Source organism: Bacillota bacterium (genome assembly GCA_012727955.1).
Taxonomy (GTDB): domain Bacteria; phylum Bacillota; class Limnochordia; order DTU087; family JAAYGB01; genus JAAYGB01.
Genome location: JAAYGB010000008.1, coordinates 130,968 through 151,830 on the forward strand (window position 1 = coordinate 130,968; position 20,863 = coordinate 151,830).

The window sequence follows — 20,863 nt, forward strand, 5'->3', positions numbered from 1 at the left end:
TTCCTCTTACCCGCAAACCAAGAAAAAACCTGCCTCAGCCAAGGGCTGTGACAGGTTACGTCCCTGCAATCTGTCGCTATTTAATGCCTTCCCTGACCCGATGGTAGTTAACCTTCCCCTCAGCCATTTCACTGAGGGCGATGGTGACAGGTTTATTGGAGTCAACTTCCACCATGGGCTTGGACCCTTCCAGAAGCTGACGGGCTCGCTTCGCGGTGGCCACAACTAAGGTATATCGACTGTCTACGTGTTTTAGTAATTCTCCTAGAGGTGGTTGTTTCATAAATCCTGCCCCTCCTTATCCAAAATCCTCTGCATAGAGAGATAATAATCAGTTCTGGCAACTTTACACTGTTCCGCGGTGATAATCGCGCTGAGCTGCTGAGCGGCATCCTCTACCCGCTCATTTACTATCGCGTAGTCATAGGCTACGCCTTCCTTTAGCTCGTCATAGGCGGCGGCCAATCTGCGGTCAATGGCCTCGGAAGTCTCAGTATCCCGCCCCCGCAGTCGGGCCTCCAACTCGGTGATGGTCGGCGGCAAAAGAAACACTAGGACCGCATCAGGCATCCGCTCTCGAATCTGCTTGGCCCCTTGGATATCTACGTCCATGACCACGACGTAACCCTTCGCCAAATGTTCTTCTACGAAGGACCGTGGTGTGCCGTATTTGTGCCCAACGAACTCCGCCCACTCCAGGAGTTGTCCCTGCTCGATGGCGGTCTGAAAGGCTTCCTCCGACAGGAAAAAGTAATTAACCCCATCAACTTCATGGGGCCTTTTCGGACGAGTGGTAGCGGAAACCGAATAGACCAAGTCATTACGTAGTTGCATTGTTGCATTTAGTACAGTGTTCTTACCGACTCCCGATGGTCCCGACAGGACCAGCAGAAAGCCCTTTTCATTCAATCGCAAAACCCTATCCCCTTTAGTCAATAGGCTCACCAGCGCCTTCTCGAGAATTCAGGCGGTGGGCCACTGTCTCTGGTTGAACCGCTGACAAAATAATGTGTTCGCTATCGGTAATGATTACCGCTCTGGTCCGTCGACCATAGGTGGCGTCGATCAATCGGCCTCGCTCTCGAGCATCCTGGATCAACCGTTTGATTGGTGCCGACTCAGGACTGACGATAGCCACCAAACGGTTTGCGGCAACGACGTTGCCAAATCCAATATTGATCAGTGTAATCAACTGCTCCACTGCTCCCTTTCACAAAAGCGGTAATAACTATCCAGCTCTTGATACCTATCTATTCTATATTCTGGACTTGTTCACGGATTTTCTCCAATTCCGCCTTCCCCTCAACCACCAGCTGAGATGCCGTCGAGTCGTTGGCCTTTGATGCAGTGGTGTTTAGTTCCCGTTGAATCTCCTGAATCAGAAAATCCAACTTCCGACCAATGGGGCCCTCCTGTTGGAGAATGGTCCGAAACTGATTAAGGTGACTGTCCAGTCTAACCAGTTCCTCCGTCACGTTGGTCTTGTCAGCAAAAATCGCCACCTCAAGGGCCAAACGCTCCTCATCAACGGGCACCTGCTGCACCAGCTCTGCCACCCGCTCCTTGAGCTTCTGGTGGTAACTGGCCACTACCTTGGGAGCCTGTTCCCGCAGCTGCTGCGTCAAGGCTTCTAGTTTGGCAACCCGTTGCAGGATATCCTGGGCCAAAGCTTCACCCTCCCGGGCCCGCATCGCCAACAGGTTATCCAAAGCCCGATGCATCGCTTCCCGCAGCGTCGGTTCCACATCTTCCGGGGCCACAGATTCTGGAATCAAAACATCGGGTTGTTGTAAAATATGCTCACCCCGGGCCTGGTAATGGATCCCCAGGGTCTTCTCCAGTTCCTTCAGGGCAGCCTCATAGCCTTTAACTAGGCCCCAATCGATGGTCACAGTTCTATTTGTGTCGGCAAAATCCTCCACGGTGACCACTATTTCCGCTCTCCCACGATGAAGACGCTGGGATACTTCTTGCCTGACCACATCTTCAAAGCTCATGAAACCCCGGGGAACTCGGATAAAAAAATCTAGGTACCGGTGATTGACCGTCTTGATCTCTACGGTCACCCGAACCTTATCCTCTGCAACCCCCATACCATAGCCTGTCATACTGAACGCCATTAGCTACATCACCTTACAAAGTCGACGGAAGGACCCAATAGGAATCCCTTGGTTCCCATTGAGCCCCCTTTGCCAACAAAAATACGTACTCTAAGTACCAATGTGGACCTAAGGAGCACAAACAATGCTTAGTGTAAGATTTCCCCAATCGTGCTGGCCTTTCCTGCTCATTTGAGGACTTCCTGCCCCACCGTCACCGTCGCCACCCGACGGGAAAACAAAGAACGGATCCCCCGCAGGATAATATCGGCAACAATCGACCAGCCAGAGAAAATCAAGACGATCTGCCAATGCTGCCAGCCAAGGGCAACGGTCTTAAACACCGGCTGCAGCCAGGGTAAGTACATCACAGCTATTTGCATACCTAGAGAAATTAGAACCGCGATCACTAGGTAAGGATTAGTGAAAAGGCCGACCTCTAGAATTCCTCGATCTTCAGACCGGCACTGAAAGACAAAAAAGAGCTGGGACATTACCAAGGTGGTAAAGGCCATCGTCCGGGCAATATCCAGGTCACGTGAATTCATGAAAAGCTCATAGACAAACACCAACAAGGTACAGGTTCCAATGAGAAAGCCTCGAACCAGGATTTTTACATGCAAACCCCGAGAAAATACTCCTTCATCGGCATCACGGGGTGGGCGCTGCATCACCGAAGGATGCACCGGGTCAACGCCTAAAGCGATTGCGGGAAGACCATCGGTCACCAGATTCATCCACAGAATCTGAATCGGCACCAAGGGCAAGGGCAAGGACAGCATTGTCGCCAGGAACATGGTCAAGACCTCACCAACGTTGCAGCCCAGCAGGTAACGGATAAACTTGCGGATGTTATCGTAAATTCCTCGACCTTCTTCCACAGCCGCGACGATGGTAGCGAAGTTGTCATCGGCCAGTACCATATCCGACGCCTCTTTAGTCACATCGGTACCATTAATTCCCATACTCACACCGATATCCGCTTCCTTGATGGCTGGAGCATCATTGACCCCATCACCGGTCATAGCTACCACTTCACCGTCGGCCTTCAAGGCTCTGACTATCCGTAGTTTGTGCCGAGGGGAAACCCGGGCAAATACCGATGTTGTCCGCAGTACCTGCCGCAGCTCTTCATCGCTCATGGCATCGATGGCTGTTCCGGCCAGGCCCCTTTGTCCCGACTTGATCAGACCCAACTGGAGGGCAACGGCTTCCGCGGTCTGGAGATGATCACCGGTCACCATGATGGTGCGAATTCCCGCCTCAGCTGCAACTCTAATCGCCTGTCTAGCCTCTGGTCGCGGTGGATCTATCATACCCACTAGCCCAACCAATACCAGCTGCGATTCCACCTCTGATTCCACCCAATCCCGTCTTCTGCTCCTGTCGGAGGGAAGCTCTCGATAGGCTAAGGCCAAGACCCGAAGGGCTCCCTGAGCCATGGATTCATTAATCCGGCGCATCTGCCTCAGATCACTGGCAGTGATGGGACGGACTCGCCCGCCATCCTGAACTCGATTGCACAGCGGAAGGATCACGTCAGGGGCACCCTTGACCCAAGCCAATACCCGCCCCCCTTCCTGGGTGATGGTGGTCATCCTCTTCCGATCGGAATCAAAGGGCAGTTCTCCAATTACCTGGTTGCGGCGCTGGGATTCATCCAGGGGCTGGCCCAATTTGGCAGCTAACACCAGCAAGGCTCCCTCGGTGGGATCCCCAAAGAGTTGGTAATCTTTGCTTCTACCCTGTAATCCTAGTCTTCGACTCACCGCTGCCATCAAGCCGGCACCGCTGTCTCGTGGTTGCAGCTGGGCGTGATTGCAGATGGCACAAACCTTGGCGGCCAAGGCTAGGTCCGGCGCGTCGGGGGATACGGGCCTGCGGTCTTCAAGAACCTCTCCTACTGGAGTGTACCCGCTACCGGTTACCTGCAGTCGTCTCCCGACTAGCGCCATCTCCGTTACCGTCATCTGATTCTGAGTTAGAGTGCCGGTCTTGTCGGAACAGATTACCGTGGCACAGCCCAAAGACTCCACCGCCGGCAGCCGGCGCACAATGGCGTTGCGTTTAATCATTCTCTGGACCCCAAGGGCCAAGGCAATGGTCACCACCGCCGGTAACCCTTCCGGAATCGCGGCAACGGCCAAACTCACCGCAGTGAGAAACATCCGATACACTGGAAATCCCCGAAGGACACCAGCGACAAACACAAGGGCGACAACCAAGAGGCTTCCTGCCAACAGCCACTTGCCCAACTGATGCAAACGCCTTTGCAATGGTGTTTCCTCGTCATCGGCAGTCCCAATGAGATCAGCGATTTTACCTATCTCAGTATCCATGCCGGTGGAAACCACGATCCCAATTGCCCTGCCCTTGGTAACCGTTGTCCCCATAAAGGCCATATTTACTGTATCCCCTAAGGCGACATCACCGGTGAGCACTCTCTCGGCGTCCTTGGTTACAGGAATGCTTTCTCCCGTCAGGGCCGCCTCCTCTACCTGAAACATGTTGGTTTGGAGCAAACGAATGTCCGCGGGAACCCGGTCTCCTCCCTCTAAGGTCACGATATCCCCAGGGACCAATTCCCTGGAATCAATTTGCAGAGCCTTACCATCCCGAGTTACCAAGGTATAAGGAGCCGCCAATTCCTGCAAGGCCTGTAAAGAGCGCTCGGCACGATACTCTTGAATGAAGCCTAAAATGGCATTGACAAAGACTATAGCTAGAATAGCAATGGCATCAACTACTTCACCTAACAAGAAGGAAATCGCTGTGGCTCCCATCAAGACAAGGATCATAAAGTCCTGGAATTGGGCCCAGAAAATCTCCCAGCCTGAAACCGGCGGAGCGGATTCTAACTCATTGGGACCATATTGCCGCAACCGCCTTGCCGCCTCTTTCTCCGTTAGTCCCCGCTTTTCATCGGACTGCAACTGCTTGACCACAGCAGCCGCTCTGAGCCGATACCACTTCTCTGCTACCATTGCTCCAAGGGGCCTCCCTTCCAAAGCTTCCATGACTGTCTCATCATTATTCAAAGAGAAGACAATTCATGCCGCCCGGAACAAGCCGCAACAAAGGAAAAACGCCTTAAGATGACCTCAAGGCGTAGCAAAAGCATTTTCCATTGTACTAGGAAGTAAAGCTATGGAGTCTGTATTCTTTCCCGCAGTTTGTGCGCTGGACCAAACTCAGGGTCCAGGTCAAGGGTTCTTTCGATCCGATGTAAGGCCTCATCAAATTGCCCCAACGCGTGGTAATAGGTGGCCAGCTGAAAATGTACCTGGGGCACCCGAGGGTCAAAAAGCTCCACTTTAGTCAAGATCTCAACAGCCTCTTCGTATCGACTGGTCGCCGCCAATTGCTCAGCCAGCAACAAAGCTATCCCCAGATGATCGGGAGCCAGTTCCTGCGCCTTGTGCAAAGTCTCAAGGGCTTCCTCAGTCCTGCCGGCCTGAACGTCAATCCGACCCAGTCCAAACAAGGCGTCAACGGCATCGGGCTCGTGCTCCAAAGCCCTTTCATAGGCCACCGTTGCGCTCCCCACATTGCCAACTGCGAATTCGACGTCCCCCAATAGGCTGTACAAGAAGGCGTTGTCTATGTCCAAACCGATGGCTGCCTGCAGATGAGTCCGAGCTCGCTGCAGATACGGAGTGGGATCCTGTCCCTGATCCGCCGCGTCCTGGCTGGCCGCCAGAAAAACCAAAGCCTGGCTAGCCTCGACTTCTGCTTGACTTTCCCGACTAATTGCTTGGTCCCTGGCCTGGGAAAGGACCTCCACCGAGTAACGCAGGGCTCCGATGCTGCCGAGGATCAAGCCATCGGAAATCAGTCTCTCAGTGTTCATATAGCCAAGACCAACCCCGGCGCCCAACCCCAGGATCACGACCAATACCAAGGCCACGGTGAATCTTCTCATGCTCTTCAGTCTATCCATATTAGATCATCCCTTCTCCCCTAAGAACGAGGTACCAGGTGATGCCATCTGTTTATTCTTCTTGCTCATCCTCGGTTTTCCTCCTGGGAATAACTTTGCGCGCCAAGACACCGAAGGCTATAATGGAGTTATGCATCTTATCCATAATGGGGTGGAAGAAATGGCCTTTGACGGACTCACGGTCTATGCCGTTGCCCAACAGCTTGAAGCAACCTTGGTGGGCGCCCGGATCATGAAAATATACCAACCTTCTCGCTTTGACTTGGTCCTGCACTGTCGACGACCGGGCGGTAACCATCAACTGGTTATCTCCGGGCATCCGCAATACCCTCGCATCTATCTAACAGAGGCAGATTATGTCAACCCCCTCAACCCACCGGCTTTTTGTATGTTACTGCGCAAACACCTGGAGGGGGGGAAAATCACCGCGGTCCGTCAGATTGGATTTGAGCGGATTATAGAAATCGATGTTGAGGCCTTATCTGACACCGGTGAATTGGCCTTGAGAACCCTCATTGTCGAGATCATGGGGCGACATAGCAATGTGATTATCGTTGACGGAGAGTCCAGAACAATCCTTGATGGGCTCAACCGGGTCACCGCTCAGATGAGCCGCTACCGCGAGATCCAGCCCGGCGAAATCTACATCAGTCCACCCCCCCAGGATAAGGCCAATCCCTTGACCAGCGATTGGCCACAATTTATCAGCCTGCTGGCTCCCAGCAGCCCGACCGCGAAGGTGAGCAACGTCATCGTCCGCAGTTACCAAGGCATTAGCCCGGTGACAGCAGGGGAAATCCTCCTGAGGGCAGGGTTTGGCGTCGGCGCCACCGTAGCAGATCTGCAAGGGGACTGGGAAGCCCTCTACCACGAATTTACCCAGCTATTCTCGCAGCTGACTACGGGAGAGGCCGTTGCGACCTTGGCCCTTGACGGGGATGGCTCCCCTGTGGAGTTCGCTCCCTATCCCCTGAGGGACATAGGCACATCTCTAGTGAAATGCCGGGATATCTCCCAGGCGGCAGATCGCTACTACGACTATCGGATTAACTACCATCGCCTCAAGGAGATGGCTGGAGTCTTGAATCGAATTATATCAACGAATATCAACCGGTTGGAAAAAAAGATCTCTAAACAGCAAGATACCTTAGAGCTGGCGGCCCAAGCCGATACCTACCGAATTCAAGGTGAGTTGCTTACCGCCAATTTGTACCAAGTTCAAAAGGGACAGGACTCCATCACCGTTACTAATTTCTACAGTGAAGATCAAGAGCCAATTTCCATTTCTTTGGACCCGTCCCTATCTCCGGCGGAGAATGCCCAGGCCTACTTCAAACGCTACACCAAGGCCAAGAATAGTCTTCAGATCACGGAGCAACAGCTGCAAGAAAGCCGATCGGAACTGGAGTATCTTGAGGAAGTACAAACCGCCATTGCGCTGGCAGAGACAATAGGAGAAATTGAGGAGATCAGAGAGGAACTAATTGCTGAAGGATACCTCAAGACTAAACCCACAAAGGGTAGAAAGCAAAGAAAACCGGATCCAGCTCCTCCTTTGCAGTTCATCAGCCAGGATGGCTTCCCCATCTTCGTGGGCCGAAATAACCGGCAAAACGACCAAGTGACCTTTAGTATTGCCTCCAGCAGCGACATCTGGCTGCATGTTAAAGACATTCCCGGCTCCCATGTGATCATCAAAAGCGGTGGAAAACCCGTTCCCGATACCACCCTCGTCCAAGCCGCGGAAATCGCAGCATACTACAGTAAGGCTCGGGACTCCGCCACTGCTGCTGTCGATTATACTACTCGGCAAAAGGTGAGAAAACCCAAAGGAGCAAAACCCGGTAAGGTGATCTATGACAGCCACCGGACAATCCTGGTCACTCCAAAGCCCCACAGCGCCTCACGGGAAGACAGCCGACAAGAAGACTAAGTAGTCTACAGAAACAGCCTCCCTGCAAATTGAGCAAGGAGGCTTTCGTTTTTACTAACCTCGTGAAACCTCTTAGTGGCGGAAGTGGCGAACCCTGGTAAAGAGCATGGGAATTCCCAACTCATCACAGGCCCTAATTGAATCTTCATCGCGAATGGAGCCGCCAGGTTGGACAATGGCTCTCACGCCCTGGGTTGCAGCTAGGCGAACCACATCATCAAAGGGAAAGAAACCATCGGAGGCAAGCACACATCCCGCTGCTTTCTCCTTGGCTCCATCAAAGGCGATTTTCGCCGCGAGGATTCGATTCATCTGCCCGGCTCCCACTCCCACGGTGCCCCCATCTTTGGCCAATACAATAGCATTGGACTTGACATGCTTGACAACCTTCCAGGCCAGCAACAAGTCAGTAAAGGCATCCTCGGGTACAGCGGCCTGAGTCACCGTCTCCCAAGTTCTGGGATCGTCATCGGCATCGTCGGGGGTCTGCACCAACAAACCACCTTCTACAAACTTATAATCCCAGCTGCTGGATCTGGTATTTATCTCCGGCAGCTGCAGCAGGCGGAGGTTCTTCTTGACACTGAGAACTTCCAGTGCCTCTTTGCTGAAACCCGGGGCCACGATTACTTCCAGGAAGATCTCTGACATCAACTGGGCTGTGGCCCCATCTACTGGACGGTTACAGGCGATAATTCCGCCAAAGATACTGACGGGATCCCCGACATAGGCCCTTTGAAAGGCTGCAGCCAAATCACCCTCGGTGGCCAGACCCACCCCGCAGGGATTGGTGTGCTTCAGGGCCACCACCGCCGGTTGGGAAAACTCTCTCACCGCCTGCAAGGCAGCATTAGTATCGTTGATATTGTTAAAGGAGAGCTCCTTGCCTTGAAGCTGCTCTGCTTTGGCCACCCCCGCCGAAGTTGAGCTAGACGGGATATAAAAGGCCGCCCGTTGATGGGAGTTTTCTCCATACCTCAGCGGAGTTTTCAAGGTAAAGCTGAGGTCTAGCTGTCGAGGAAAATCCCCGGGAGCATCACCAACAGATCCTGCCAGATAACCGGCTATCGCCTCATCGTATCCTGAAGTTCGGCGGAAGGCCTTGAGGGCCAGTTCCCGCCGCACCTGGCGAGCTGCCTCGGGCTCTGCCGCTAGCCCATCCAGCACCCTGGAATAATCCCTGGGATCGCAAACAGCCCAAAGGAACTCGTGGTTCTTCGCAGCAGCCCGCAGCATACTGGGGCCGCCGATGTCGATATTCTCCATTGCCTCGGAAAAGGTCGCACCGCCATCGGCCACAACCTGCTTAAAGGGATAGAAGTTGACCACCACAATATCAATTAGTGGATAGCCCAGGGCAGCAAGGGCACTCCGGTCCTCCGGTTCCTGCCGACGGGCCAGAATCCCCGCCATAATTGCCGGGTGCAGGGTTTTGACCCGGCCCCCAAGCATCTCCGGCACCCCGGTCACCTCTTCTACTCCAGTGACCGGTATCCCGGCAGCCTGCAAAGTAGTCTTGGTTCCACCCGTCGAGATAATAGTAAATCCCTGGGCCTGTAACTTCTGGGCAAATTCAACAATACCGGTTTTGTCCCACACACTGATCAGCGCGCACCGTTCCACTGCGTTCTCTCCCATCTTTACTATCTCTGGTCTAAAAAACAAAACCTGGGCTAAGGTTCAACCCAGCCCAGGCGGTCGGCAGTATTTCCCTTCGCTCCCCAGTGGTTCTCCACTACAATCCGCCAGTTGCGAAGGAACTTGCTTTTGCTTCTAGTTTATCCAACGGGCATCTGCCCGTCAATCCCTATCCCGTTACCTTTCCGAGTCAGAGCCTTCGGCAGCGGGACCGACTCTTCTCTCCTCGGGATCCTGGGGCAGAACCAGGTTCAAGATAATCCCGGTGATAGCCGCCAGAGCCATCCCCTCAAACTGCAGTGGCCCGATGGCAATCTTCGCTCCCCCAATTCCCAGGACCAGAATCACCGACGAGATGATCAGATTTCTCTTGTTGCCAAAATCAATGCCACTTTCTACCAAAGTTCGCAGTCCCGAGGAAGCAATGGTGCCAAAGAGTACTATCGTAATTCCACCCATCACTGCATCGGGAATTGTTTGAATTAGGGCCCCCATCTTCTGCACAAAGGAGAGGATCACGGCAATTACCGCAGCAGTGGTAATAACTTTTACAGAGTATACTCGCGTAATAGCCATCACACCGATATTTTCGCCATAGGTGGTGTTCGGTGGTCCACCCAAGAGACCGGCCAAACTAGTGGCAAGGCCGTCTCCCAGCAAAGTTCTGTGCAAACCAGGGTCCTTGTAGAAATCACGACCTACAACTCTACTAATGGTGAGCACATCACCTAGGTGCTCCGCCAAAGTAACCAGGGCCACCGGGGCTATCAGGGCCATTGCCTCCCAGGAGAAGGCTGGAGCGTGCCCCTTTGGAAGGGCAAACCAAGCGGCATCGAGAACCGGTTGGAAGTCGACGATACCATTGAGCACTGCAAAAATATACCCGGCAACGATCCCAATCAAAATCGGAATCACCGCAAAGAAGCCCTTGAAGAAGATAGAACCGATTACCGTCACAACTAGGGTGAAAAGCGACACCCTCACATTGGGGTCTGCCAAGGTAACCTCGGCCTGGGACAGGCCCGCCATATCTACCCCGGTAGATGCCAGACCTAGACCGATAACCACGATGACAGAGCCAATCACCACCGGCGGCAGCAGCCTGTCCAACCAATCTAAGCCAATCACCGCGATGACTCCGGCTACCAGCACGTAGACTAGTCCGGCAATCATCGCTCCACCCAGGGCATATCCCGGACCATGGGCAGAAGCAGCAGCGATTAAGGGTGCAATGAAGGCAAAGGATGAGCCCAAATAAGCTGGAACCTTACCCTTGGTTACCAACTGAAAGAGCAGGGTACCAAGACCGGCGGTTAACAACGCCACCGACGGCGGAATTACCGTCATTCCGGTGCTGCCATTTACCAACAGCGGAACAAGGACCGTAGCGCCAAACATGGCGAATAAGTGTTGAAAGCCAAGAGGAATCAGCTTGCTGAGGGACAAACTATCATGAACATCGACTTTTGGTTGCATCTATTTATCCTCCCCTTATTTTCCCTGGAAGAAAAGGTGTGTTTACAACTCCCCGATCCAAACGGCATCGACATCGTCGACTTCTTTGACCATCACACTGATCAGTTCTTTCCGAGACGTCGGAACGTTCTTGCCAACAAAGTCGGCTCGAATCGGTAACTCACGATGTCCCCGATCGACGATGATGGCCAGTTCAATCCGCTTGGGCCGGCCTTGGTCAATGACAGCGTCCAGGGCTGCCCGGACCGTTCGGCCGGTAAACAAGACGTCATCAACGAGCACGACAACTTTGCCATTGAGGCTGCAGGGAATGCTGGAGCCCTTCACCATCGGCTGCTCTGCGACCGTGGTCAAATCATCACGATACAGAGTGATGTCCAGCGAACCCACGGGAACTTCTACCCCTTCGAACTGCTTAATCTTCTCCGCTAACTGCTGGGCCAAGGGGTATCCTCGCGTTAGAATCCCCAAAAGCACCAGATCCTTAGTGCCCTTGTTCTTTTCCACAATTTCATGGGCAATGCGGGTGATCGCTCGATTCAGGGCGGCCTCATCCAGCAGCATTGTCTTCAGTCGCATTTTCCAAAACCTCCTCCTTCCCCCTGTGATATCGATCTCGACTTCTGCCTGTTCGGAGCAGAAAAAAACCTCCCTGCAAAAATAGGCAAGGAGGTTTCGTCATCGACATAGATACACACCGAGAAGGTATGTACAAATATCTCACTATATCTCTGCTCCTTGCCAGCCTCACGGGACTGGATTAAAGGATCAAGCTTAAGTCAGATACAGTCTACCACCCTTCACCGGAAGGGTCAAGATTAATTTAAGGTTTTTCTCAGATATTCTAGAGCAGCACAGAAATCCTCCGGCAACGGAGCCCGACAGGTAATGATTTTACCATAGATAGGATGAACAAACTCCAGGGTTCTGGCATGCAAGCCCTGTCCCTTAAGGGGAAGGCCGCTTCTCTTGGGGCCATAGACTTCATCTTGGGCGATGGGGTGACCAAGGTGTGCCATGTGCACTCGAATCTGGTGGGTTCTGCCCGTTTCTAGATCCGCTTGGAGCAAGGTGTATCGACCGAACCTCTCCAACACGCTAAAGTGCGTAACGGCGGGCTTACCCTTTCCCTCGGGCAATACAGCCATCACCTTCCGATTCTGGGGATGTCTGCCAATGTTGGTCCTGATGGTCCCCCCATCTTCTTTGACATTGCCATGAACTATCGCCACGTATTGACGCTTGACAGTCTGTTCCTTAATCTGCCTGGCTAAGCCCAGGTGAGCTCGGTCGTTCTTGGCCACCACCAGTACTCCCGTCGTATCCTTGTCAAGGCGATGAACGATCCCGGGCCGAAGAACCCCCCCTATCCCAGACAACTGGGAACAATGGGCCAGCAGGGCATTGACCAAGGTACCATTGGGATTACCGGCGGCGGGATGGACCACCATTCCCCGAGGTTTATTGACGACGATAATGTGCTCGTCCTCGTAGAGCACATCCAGTGGGATCTCTTCCGGTTCCACTGCCAACGGTTTCGGAGGAGGGATCTCAACGACCACCCGCTCCCCTCCCATCAGTTTGTGACTAGACTTAACCGGTCGATGGTTCACCAATACCTGATTGTCATCGATGAGTTTCTGGCCAAAGGACCGGGAGGGTACAACTCCTTTCATCACCAGAAAGACATCAATCCTTTGACCGGCGGCTTCTGCCTCCACTTCCAGTTCCAAGACCTGTGCCATCGCCACGTTGCTCCCCTCCTAATCGGCCCTGAGCAAACTCCAGCCCACCAGTGTTAAACCTACACAGAGGGCAATATCTGCTCCGTTGAAGACTGGCCAAAACCCTACATCCAAGAAGTCAATTACATAGCCCCACAGAACGCGATCGATCAAATTCCCCAGTGCACCGGCGGTAGCCAGGGTCAGTCCCCACTTCATTGCCTCACCAAATCGAATTAGCCTTTTCCAGGCCCAAATCACCGAAATTAGCAGTACACAAGTAAAAAGGGCCAACACTGAACCGTGTCCCGACCAGATCCCAAAGGCCCCTCCGGGATTGTACACCAGGGTAGCATCGAGCCACGGTGCCAGGAGAGGTCGAGACTGATAGGGCACCAGATTCCCTTGGGCCCACCCTTTAGTAATCCTGTCGCCTGCAACTACCAACAACCAAACTGACCAGTGACGCCACACCCCGCTGCTCCCCTTTGCCTGCAAGCTATGCCGTTGCTTGCATTGTAACATGACACCCAATTTGAAGGCAATGGTGGCGGTCAAGGCAGAGCCCAAGGGGCCATGGGCGCGAGAAGCCCCGAGGGTCCCTCCCCTCGAGGCTGTTGCCACCAAATCCTACCTTTCCGTAATGAAAGCCGGATCCTCAGGATCGGGATAGATCTCATCTAAATCCGAGGCACCGTCTCCCCGCAGATCAACCAGGCGGTCCATGGGATCGGCGACCCCGTCTTCGTCATCATCGTTATCGAGATCCTCATAATCAAGCTCGCCGGATACATCCTGGGGCGAATTGGCGGTTCCATACCCCGCCAAAGCCTGCCAAGTGTCTTCTCCGTCAAATCCAGCAAACTCATCCCTGTCGTCTCGGAAGGAATAACCAGCGGGCAAGGCCTCCTCTTCCGCCGGTCGAGCCTCCCTTAGCTCCTGGGTGTTTGCCTCTTCCGCCACCTTACAATCATAGCACAAAGTGGTGTAGGGAATCGCCTCCAGCCGGGATTCATCTATCCCCTGACCACAGGCCTCACAGATTCCGTAATTTCCACTATCCAAGTTGCTCAGCGCCTCTTCCACCTTCTGGAGCTGATTTCTGGCATGGTCCCTCATTGCCAGGTCCTGTTCCCGGGCAAAGGTCTCGGAACCGGAGTCCGCGGGATGCTGATCGTAGGCTGACAATTCGCCTACGGCCCAGGATTCCGGTTCTTCCAATCCCCATTCATCCAGCCGCTGGATCTGATCGGTAAGTCGGCTTTTTTCTTCCCACAAAAGCTGCCTGATCCGCTCCTTGTTCACTAGTGAAGTCCTCCCAAAGCTCCCCCATGCCAAGGGGATGTCTTTAGTAACCTGGTGCCTCATTGAGGAATAGATAACTCAAGCTCAACCAATCGGGCGATCTGGGCAATGAAATGCCCGATCACGGGAAGATTGAGGGAGGCTAATTTACCCAGTGCGTACACAAAAATCGCACCGACAAAGGTAAATCCCACGGCGATTCCAAATCCTCGGAAAATCCCGGCGAGAAAGTTAAAGTAAAACAATCGCCAGGGGCGGCGATACAAAGCCACAAACTCAGCAATACTGGACTTGTGCATCTGAGCCGAGATTTCCGCTAACTTCTCGCCCAGCCTCTCGAGGATTAGGGAATCCCTTTCTTCCATGACGCCTCCCTCCCTGCCGATGGTGACCTTTCGGCATTAACTACTGTGTCCTGCCACAGGGATTATCAATCAGAGGATAGTCACCAGTCCGACCAGAGACTAACCAAGGAGAGATAAAAAGAGCACCCTACCATCCTGCGACAATGGTAAGGTGCCTGGAAAAACGCCTATTCTTGATCGACAAAATAAGTGGTCACAACATCGTTACAACGATGACACAGACCCTCCATCTCCTGATGCCCGACCTCTGGGGTATACTTCCAGCAGCGCTGACATTTTTCCCCTGGGGCCCTTTCCACTACCACCGCTAAGTCTCCTTCATAGCGGCGAGCCTGCTCTGGAAGCTCCTCGCCACTGGAGCGTATGTCAACGGAGGAAACAATGAACAGGCGGGCTAGCTCCTCGTTGGAGAATTTCTGAAGCAGGGCCTCCTGCCCCTGGGAGGATGGGTATAGAACAACCTGGGCATCGTTGGAGCTGCCGATTTCCTTGTTGGCTCTTGACTCCTCAAGGGCCTTGGAGACATCGGAGCGCACCGCTAACAGCTGCGTCCACACCTCTTCCAGCTGATCGTCCCTCCACTCCTCGGGGATTTCCTCCACCAAAGCCAAGTGCACGCAATCGGCTTCCTTCTCTCCCGGGATAAACTGCCAGACTTCGTCGGCAGTATGGGGAATAATCGGACCCAGCAGCTTAGCTAGAATTCTCACCAGATGATACATCACCGTTTGAGCAGCCCTGCGATCCAAACCATCGGGTTCGTCGCAGTATAAAGTGTCCTTCAGGACATCAAGGTAAAAGCCGCCCAACTCCACGGAACAGAAGTGGTGGACCGAATGGTAGATGATGTGGAATTCACACTCATTGTAGGCGGTTAACACCCGATCCTGCAACCGACTAACCCGATTGAGCATGAACCGTTCTAGCTCCGGCAAATTGTCGTAGGGTACGGCATCGGAAGCTGGATCAAAGTCGTTAAGGTTACTGAGCAGGAATCGCATGGTGTTGCGAATTCTGCGATAGGCATCGGCCCGTTGGTTCATGATTTCATCGGAGAACCGAATATCGCCGCGGTAATCCGATGAGGCCGCCCACAGCCGCAAAATGTCAGCACCCCACTTGTTACACACATCCATCGGTGCGATGACGTTCCCCAAGGACTTTGACATCTTGAAGCCTTCGCCGTCGAGAATAAACCCGTGGGTCAAGACAGCTTTGTAGGGAGCCTGCCCATAGGCTGCGACGGAAGTTAGCAAGGAGGATTGGAACCAACCACGATGCTGATCGCTGCCCTCCAGATAAAGATCCGCTGGCCATGTCAATTCTGGCCGCTGCTGCAGTACTCCCCCATGGCTGGTTCCAGAGTCAAACCAGACATCCATGATGTCCGTTTCCTTGCGGAACTTGTCATGGCCACAGTGGGGACAGGTATATCCTTCCGGTAACAGCTCCTCTGCCTCTCTGGCAAACCAAGCATCGGAACCTTCCTCAGCAAAAATCTGGCAAAGGGATTCCAAGGTGTCATCATTGATGATGAACTCACCGCAAGAATCGCAGTAGAAAATCGGGATGGGAACTCCCCATACCCTCTGGCGGGAGACACACCAATCGTTGCGTTCAGCTACCATATTGCTGATCCGATCGATTCCCCAGGCAGGAATCCACTTGACATCCTGGATCGCTGCCAAGGCTTCCTTTCTAAACCCTTCCACAGAAGCAAACCACTGGGAGGTAGCCCGAAACACCACTGGATGTTTGCATCGCCAACAGTGGGGATATTGGTGCTCCACCTCTTGGGAGTGCAACAATGCTCCTACTTCCCGCAGGTCCTGGACAATTACTGGGTTGGCAGCATCCAATTCCATGCCGGCATATTTTCCTGCTTCCTGGGTAAACCTACCCTGCTCATCCACGGGTGCATAAACCGGCAGTCCGTACCTTAGTCCAACCTCGTAGTCCTCGAGACCATGGCCCGGTGCGGTGTGGACACACCCGGTACCCTGCTCTAAGGTCACATGTTCCCCGAGAATAACCAGAGAATCGCCGCCGGTGAGGGGATGTTCACACACCACCCGCTCCAGCTCCGAACCAGACCACCGGGCCAGAACCCCCTTGACCTTTAGACCCGTTTCCTCACAGACCTGAGCCACAAGATCGGCAGCCATGATTAGCTTGCCTTGATCGGTGTCCAGCAGGTGGTACTCAAAATCAGGATGAAGGGTGATAGCCAAGTTGGCAGGAATGGTCCATGGTGTAGTGGTCCAAATCACGAAATAAACCCCATCCTCGGTGATGACGCCCTGGGTCTCCTTGACGGCAAACTTCACGTAAATAGCCGGCGAGGTATGATCATGGTACTCAATCTCTGCCTCCGCCAGGGCAGTCTCGCACTGGGCACACCAATACACCGGCTTGAGCCCCTTGTAAATATAACCCTTTTTCGCCATTTCTCCGAAGATCTGAATCTGTTTGACCTCGTACTCCGGAGTCAGGGTTAGGTAGGGGTTGTCCCAATCTCCCCAGATGCCTAAGCGCTTAAACTCCTCCCGTTGGACCGCTACCCACTTGAGGGCAAACTCTCGGCACTTTTTCCGCAGCTCCAGGGCTGAAATGCTGTGCCGGTCCAGGCCCAGGGACTTGACCACCGCGTGCTCTACCGGCAGTCCATGGGTATCCCATCCCGGTACATAGGGGGAGTAATATCCCTGCATGCTCTTAGAACGCACCACAAAATCCTTGAGAATCTTGTTCAACGCGGTGCCTAAGTGAATGTGGCCATTGGCATAGGGAGGTCCATCATGGAGAATAAAGGATTCTCTATCCTTCCGGGATTCGATTAGCTGCTGATATGCTCCACGCTGCTCCCAATCTGCCTGCATCTGCGGTTCCCGCTTGGCCAAATTGCCCCGCATTGGAAATTCCGTCTTCGGCAAAATCACTGTCTTGCGATAATCCATTGCCTTCCCCTCCACAAAATTCAACTCGTCGGCAAAACTTGTGTATAAAAAAATCCCGTCCCCTTGAGGACGAGATCATTTTCCCGCGCTACCACCTCAGTTGAAACAAACCAAAATAAAGGTCGTTCCCACCTCGCTGGGGCCAATAACGGTGCCCTGCCGACCAAAACTACTACTGGGAACCTCTGTCCACCAGTCTTCGCTTCGGTGACTCCGAGATGATCTTCGCTGAAGTCCGCCATCCCGAGCTCTCACCTTACCTCGGTTCTCTGTATGGCCGTCGAGCATCAGCTACTCTTCTCTTCATCGTCTGTAGCAATATCCGATAGGATCATCCTGCGATCATCCACAATGAATTATACACTGTATTATACTAAACTGACACCAGGGTCGTCAACACGAGGTATGGCGATTCAGCCTCATGCCTCGTCGTCGCTGGCGGCAATTTCCGCATCTGGAACAATCCCAGAGGTGAAGCCTCCTACGCCCACGCTGGGTACCCGGCGAATCCTGCCGGTTTCCACCCCTTCCAGTAGCTCCAGGGCATCCTGGGTCTGCCTAATAAAGGCTCGCATTTGTCGGATCAGTTCTGCCTGTCTTCTCTCAAGCTGACGGACTTGGTCCTCCGTCTCCATCACCGCTTCTCGAGCACGCCGCTGGATGGTCTCCGCCTCATTTCGGGCCTGCATCACGATAGACTCAGCTTCTTGGCGTGCGGCATCGATCATCGCTTTGGCATCAAGCTGTGCCGACTCCCTTACAGACTCCGCGGTTTCCTTTGCCAGCTCTACCGCTTCCAGAATACTGGACTCCATCCGAGTGCTGTGGTCCAACTTCTCCTGGAGCTTGGCAATGGTGGCCTTCAGTTCCTCGTTTTCTCGGTAAATCGTCTCGTATTCGGTGAAAATCCGACTGGTGAACTCATCTACCTGCTTAGGATCATATCCTCGCCAGACCGTCCGAAACTCCATATTCTGGATATCCATCGGTTTTAGCATCACCAACACCTCCCATTAGATGCCAGGACTAGATGAATCGCTTTAAGAGCACACTTATCCGACCCTTCCTCGTCGTTCCCATTACCTCTGCGATTTCCACTCGACCTCTGCCCCTAATCGAAATCACGTCGCCCTGAGCTACGGAGGCGCTGGGGTTAGTAACCGACTGCCAGTTGACCTTGACCCTTTCGGCTTTGATCTCCTTGGCCATTTTGGTTCGAGACGTACCAAATCCAGCCCCAGCGATGGCATCCAAACGCAGCGAAGCTACCGTTGTGCGAATTTCCTTTACTCGCTCAGACCCCACCGCCAACTGTTCTGGCTCAATGGGGAAGACACGAATAGGGACCCGATGAACAGCCTGCCAGTGATTCTGGATGTAGTCGGCCACATCCTTGACCACCACTACCTGGCATCCCGTATCGGTTAGCAGTATATCTCCGACCTTCGACCGCTTGATCCCAGAAGCCAACAAACTTCCCAAAAAGTCCCGATGGGAAACTGCTTCAAAGGAAAAATCCCCTTCGGCCTGCAGGCACTGCAAAGGTAGTTCCAGGATCTCCGTCAAGTAATAGTCGGGATAGATGGCCAGGATCCTTCTCTCTGCCTCTCGGTATCCGCCACTGGAAAAATAGGCCAGCCCCTGGATGCCCCGCAGGATTCCAACGGCGATATCTACCCCCCTGGGATCGAGAAAATCGGTAAACCTGGGATCGTTGTTGCGGTATACCTGCTCAGCCAAGTCAATTACTCGGCTGCCTAACTCCCGTTCTTCGGGATCCGATAAATGGGACAACAGCCGTTCACGATCAAACATAGAAGCCTCTCCTATTCTTCAACCCATCGTCACCAAAAAACAAACCGTATCATTGAAATCAGTAAGCGACGCACCATACCAAGGATAAAGAACACAATAATCGGGGATAAGTCAAACCCGTTCAGTGGAGGAATCATGTTCCGGAAGGGAGCCAGGACCGGTTCCGTCACTCGGTAGATGAACTGAATCACCGGATGATCGGGATCAAGATTTGGCAACCAAGATAACAAAATCCTAGCCAGTAATATCCATGTATAAAGCTCGATCCCGGTGCTGACCAACCAAATCAATAAACCTCGCATCAGCTATCCCTCCCCATTTCTTCGGCCCTTGCCTTTGCCGCCAACACTGCCTCGATAATTCCCGAGCGCACGCCCTTTGCCTCCAATACCCGGAGTCCGGCAGCAGTAGTTCCTCCCGGAGAGGTGACCTGAGCCGCAAGAACCGCGGGATGCTCACCGGAAGACTTCACCATCTTTGCCGCACCAATCACTGTCTCAAGGGCCAATTGCCTAGACACCTGGCGACTTAAGCCCGCAGTTACCCCGGCACTGATGAGGGATTCAAGCATCAAATACACGTAGGCAGGCCCACTTCCGCTCAGAGCCGTCACCGCATTCATCTGCGTCTCAGCCACAACCACGACGCTGCCGACGCTTTCCAGCAGGCGGCACAACCGCCCTTGTCTCTCATCGCTGACATTGGCTGCAAAGCTCACCGCGATGGCACCATGACCAATCAGGGCCGGCGTGTTGGGCATAACTCGAGCCACTTCACATCCCGCGGGCAATTGTTGCTGGAGGAAGTTTAGGTCAATTCCCGCCGCCAGGGAAACCACCAAGTGATCCTCCAGCTTGGGAGCAATAATCTTAAGTAACTTCGGCAATTGCTGGGGTTTGACGGCAAGAATGATGCAGCGGCTAGTGCCCACCAAATCTGCCAGCGTAGGCACAATCCGACAGCCCGTTTCCTGGGCAACTTTGCCGACCCTTTCCCGATCAATATCGTAGAGACCCACGGCCTGGGCCGCGACGGAACCGCTGCTGACAAATCCCTTGACCAAGGCGGATCCCATGGCCCCGACGCCAACAATTCCGATGGTCCATTGATCCATGGACATCTCCTCCCGGTGACCCTTGGCACACCTACTCTTCCGACAACCCGCTGTCCTGCATGATAGCACTTTCCCGAATTGCCGCTGCATAGCTATCGGCATCAACAACTACAGACTTGGGAGCAAAGACAAAAATTCCCTCTGCTACCCTCTGGACATCACCATCCAGGGCATAGGCAACGCCGCTCATGAAATCAACGATTCGCTTCGCCAGATCTCGCTCCAAGGCCTCTAAGGTTACGATCACCGCTTTGTCATTTTTCAGGTGATTAGCCAATTCCTCAACGTCTGAATACCCTTGAGGCGCCAGGATCAAAACCTTGGCTTCTTGACCACTTGCCGGTCCTTCCTGCCCTGTCCCCTCATAGGACAAGGAGTCCCCACCGGTGCTGACTTCATCCTCGACCGCGGCCACCTCATCTTCAAATCCGATGATGCTTAATAGTTTGTCCCACATCTTCCCTGCCACAATCTTCACCCCATCCCAAAGGTCTGCA

General features: G+C 53.5%; 20 protein-coding genes and 1 other annotated feature. Of the genes, 1 reads left to right on the plus strand and 19 read right to left on the minus strand.

Going from position 1 to position 20,863, the window contains the following annotated elements; genetic code table 11:
* Positions 1-76 precede the first annotated feature (76 nt).
* The 6 genes from GX030_02685 to GX030_02710 all read right to left on the minus strand — a co-directional run bounded on the left by GX030_02685 (position 77) and on the right by GX030_02710 (position 6,039).
* Positions 77-283, minus strand: coding sequence for a DNA-directed RNA polymerase subunit omega (locus tag GX030_02685; GenBank protein ID NLV91287.1), 207 nt, complete (start codon positions 281-283; stop codon positions 77-79).
* Positions 280-909 (minus strand): guanylate kinase, encoded by a 630-nt coding sequence (gmk, locus tag GX030_02690; protein NLV91288.1) that lies wholly within the window; start codon positions 907-909, stop codon positions 280-282. Before gmk ends, GX030_02685 begins: the two co-directional genes overlap by 4 nt.
* Positions 910-928: 19 nt before the next feature.
* Positions 929-1,189, minus strand: a complete 261-nt coding sequence (locus GX030_02695; GenBank protein ID NLV91289.1) for a DUF370 domain-containing protein — start codon at positions 1,187-1,189, stop codon at positions 929-931.
* 61 nt (positions 1,190-1,250) lie between these two features.
* Positions 1,251-2,120 carry a YicC family protein gene (locus GX030_02700; protein NLV91290.1) on the minus strand — a complete coding sequence of 290 codons (870 nt, stop codon included), beginning with the start codon at positions 2,118-2,120 and terminating at the stop codon, positions 1,251-1,253.
* A 167-nt stretch (positions 2,121-2,287) separates the two neighbouring features.
* Positions 2,288-5,083: a calcium-translocating P-type ATPase, SERCA-type gene (locus GX030_02705; protein ID NLV91291.1), complete on the minus strand. Its 2,796-nt coding sequence runs from the start codon at positions 5,081-5,083 to the stop codon at positions 2,288-2,290.
* Positions 5,084-5,244: 161 nt separating this feature from the next.
* Positions 5,245-6,039, minus strand: coding sequence for a tetratricopeptide repeat protein (locus tag GX030_02710; GenBank protein ID NLV91292.1), 795 nt, complete (start codon positions 6,037-6,039; stop codon positions 5,245-5,247).
* 130 nt (positions 6,040-6,169) lie between these two features.
* On the opposite strand from GX030_02710, the gene GX030_02715 reads away from it, so the two are divergent.
* A complete protein-coding gene (locus GX030_02715) occupies positions 6,170-7,972 on the plus strand; it encodes a fibronectin/fibrinogen-binding protein (protein ID NLV91293.1) in 1,803 nt (600 codons plus the stop codon).
* Between the two features lie 72 nt (positions 7,973-8,044).
* On the opposite strand, the gene purH is transcribed toward GX030_02715, so the two are convergent.
* The 13 genes from purH to GX030_02780 all read right to left on the minus strand — a co-directional run bounded on the left by purH (position 8,045) and on the right by GX030_02780 (position 20,835).
* On the minus strand, positions 8,045-9,595 hold the full coding sequence (purH, locus tag GX030_02720; protein ID NLV91294.1) for a bifunctional phosphoribosylaminoimidazolecarboxamide formyltransferase/IMP cyclohydrolase: 1,551 nt from the start codon (positions 9,593-9,595) through the stop codon (positions 8,045-8,047).
* 192 nt (positions 9,596-9,787) lie between these two features.
* Positions 9,788-11,086 (minus strand): uracil permease, encoded by a 1,299-nt coding sequence (gene uraA, locus GX030_02725; GenBank protein NLV91295.1) that lies wholly within the window; start codon positions 11,084-11,086, stop codon positions 9,788-9,790.
* A gap of 42 nt (positions 11,087-11,128) precedes the next feature.
* Positions 11,129-11,665: a bifunctional pyr operon transcriptional regulator/uracil phosphoribosyltransferase PyrR gene (gene pyrR, locus GX030_02730; GenBank protein ID NLV91296.1), complete on the minus strand. Its 537-nt coding sequence runs from the start codon at positions 11,663-11,665 to the stop codon at positions 11,129-11,131.
* A 239-nt stretch (positions 11,666-11,904) separates the two neighbouring features.
* Positions 11,905-12,831: an RluA family pseudouridine synthase gene (locus GX030_02735; GenBank protein ID NLV91297.1), complete on the minus strand. Its 927-nt coding sequence runs from the start codon at positions 12,829-12,831 to the stop codon at positions 11,905-11,907.
* 18 nt (positions 12,832-12,849) lie between these two features.
* A complete protein-coding gene (locus GX030_02740) occupies positions 12,850-13,434 on the minus strand; it encodes a signal peptidase II (GenBank protein NLV91298.1) in 585 nt (194 codons plus the stop codon).
* Between the two features lie 6 nt (positions 13,435-13,440).
* On the minus strand, positions 13,441-14,115 hold the full coding sequence (locus GX030_02745) for a hypothetical protein (GenBank protein ID NLV91299.1): 675 nt from the start codon (positions 14,113-14,115) through the stop codon (positions 13,441-13,443).
* A gap of 59 nt (positions 14,116-14,174) precedes the next feature.
* The gene (locus GX030_02750; GenBank protein NLV91300.1) at positions 14,175-14,480 is read right to left on the minus strand and encodes a hypothetical protein; all 306 of its coding nucleotides are present in this window, start codon (positions 14,478-14,480) and stop codon (positions 14,175-14,177) included.
* Positions 14,481-14,647: 167 nt separating this feature from the next.
* Positions 14,648-17,437: an isoleucine--tRNA ligase gene (ileS, locus tag GX030_02755; GenBank protein ID NLV91301.1), complete on the minus strand. Its 2,790-nt coding sequence runs from the start codon at positions 17,435-17,437 to the stop codon at positions 14,648-14,650.
* Between the two features lie 62 nt (positions 17,438-17,499).
* Positions 17,500-17,753, minus strand: a binding site (T-box leader).
* A 103-nt stretch (positions 17,754-17,856) separates the two neighbouring features.
* The gene (locus tag GX030_02760; GenBank protein ID NLV91302.1) at positions 17,857-18,435 is read right to left on the minus strand and encodes a DivIVA domain-containing protein; all 579 of its coding nucleotides are present in this window, start codon (positions 18,433-18,435) and stop codon (positions 17,857-17,859) included.
* A gap of 28 nt (positions 18,436-18,463) precedes the next feature.
* Entirely contained in the window at positions 18,464-19,252 is a 789-nt protein-coding gene (locus GX030_02765; protein ID NLV91303.1) for a photosystem II S4 domain protein, read from the minus strand.
* Positions 19,253-19,281: 29 nt separating this feature from the next.
* Positions 19,282-19,554 carry a YggT family protein gene (locus tag GX030_02770; protein ID NLV91304.1) on the minus strand — a complete coding sequence of 91 codons (273 nt, stop codon included), beginning with the start codon at positions 19,552-19,554 and terminating at the stop codon, positions 19,282-19,284.
* On the minus strand, positions 19,554-20,366 hold the full coding sequence (proC, locus tag GX030_02775) for a pyrroline-5-carboxylate reductase (GenBank protein NLV91305.1): 813 nt from the start codon (positions 20,364-20,366) through the stop codon (positions 19,554-19,556). The genes GX030_02770 and proC overlap by 1 nt, the downstream gene beginning before the upstream one ends.
* A 31-nt stretch (positions 20,367-20,397) precedes the next feature.
* A complete protein-coding gene (locus tag GX030_02780; protein NLV91306.1) occupies positions 20,398-20,835 on the minus strand; it encodes a cell division protein SepF in 438 nt (145 codons plus the stop codon).
* Positions 20,836-20,863 lie beyond the last annotated feature (28 nt).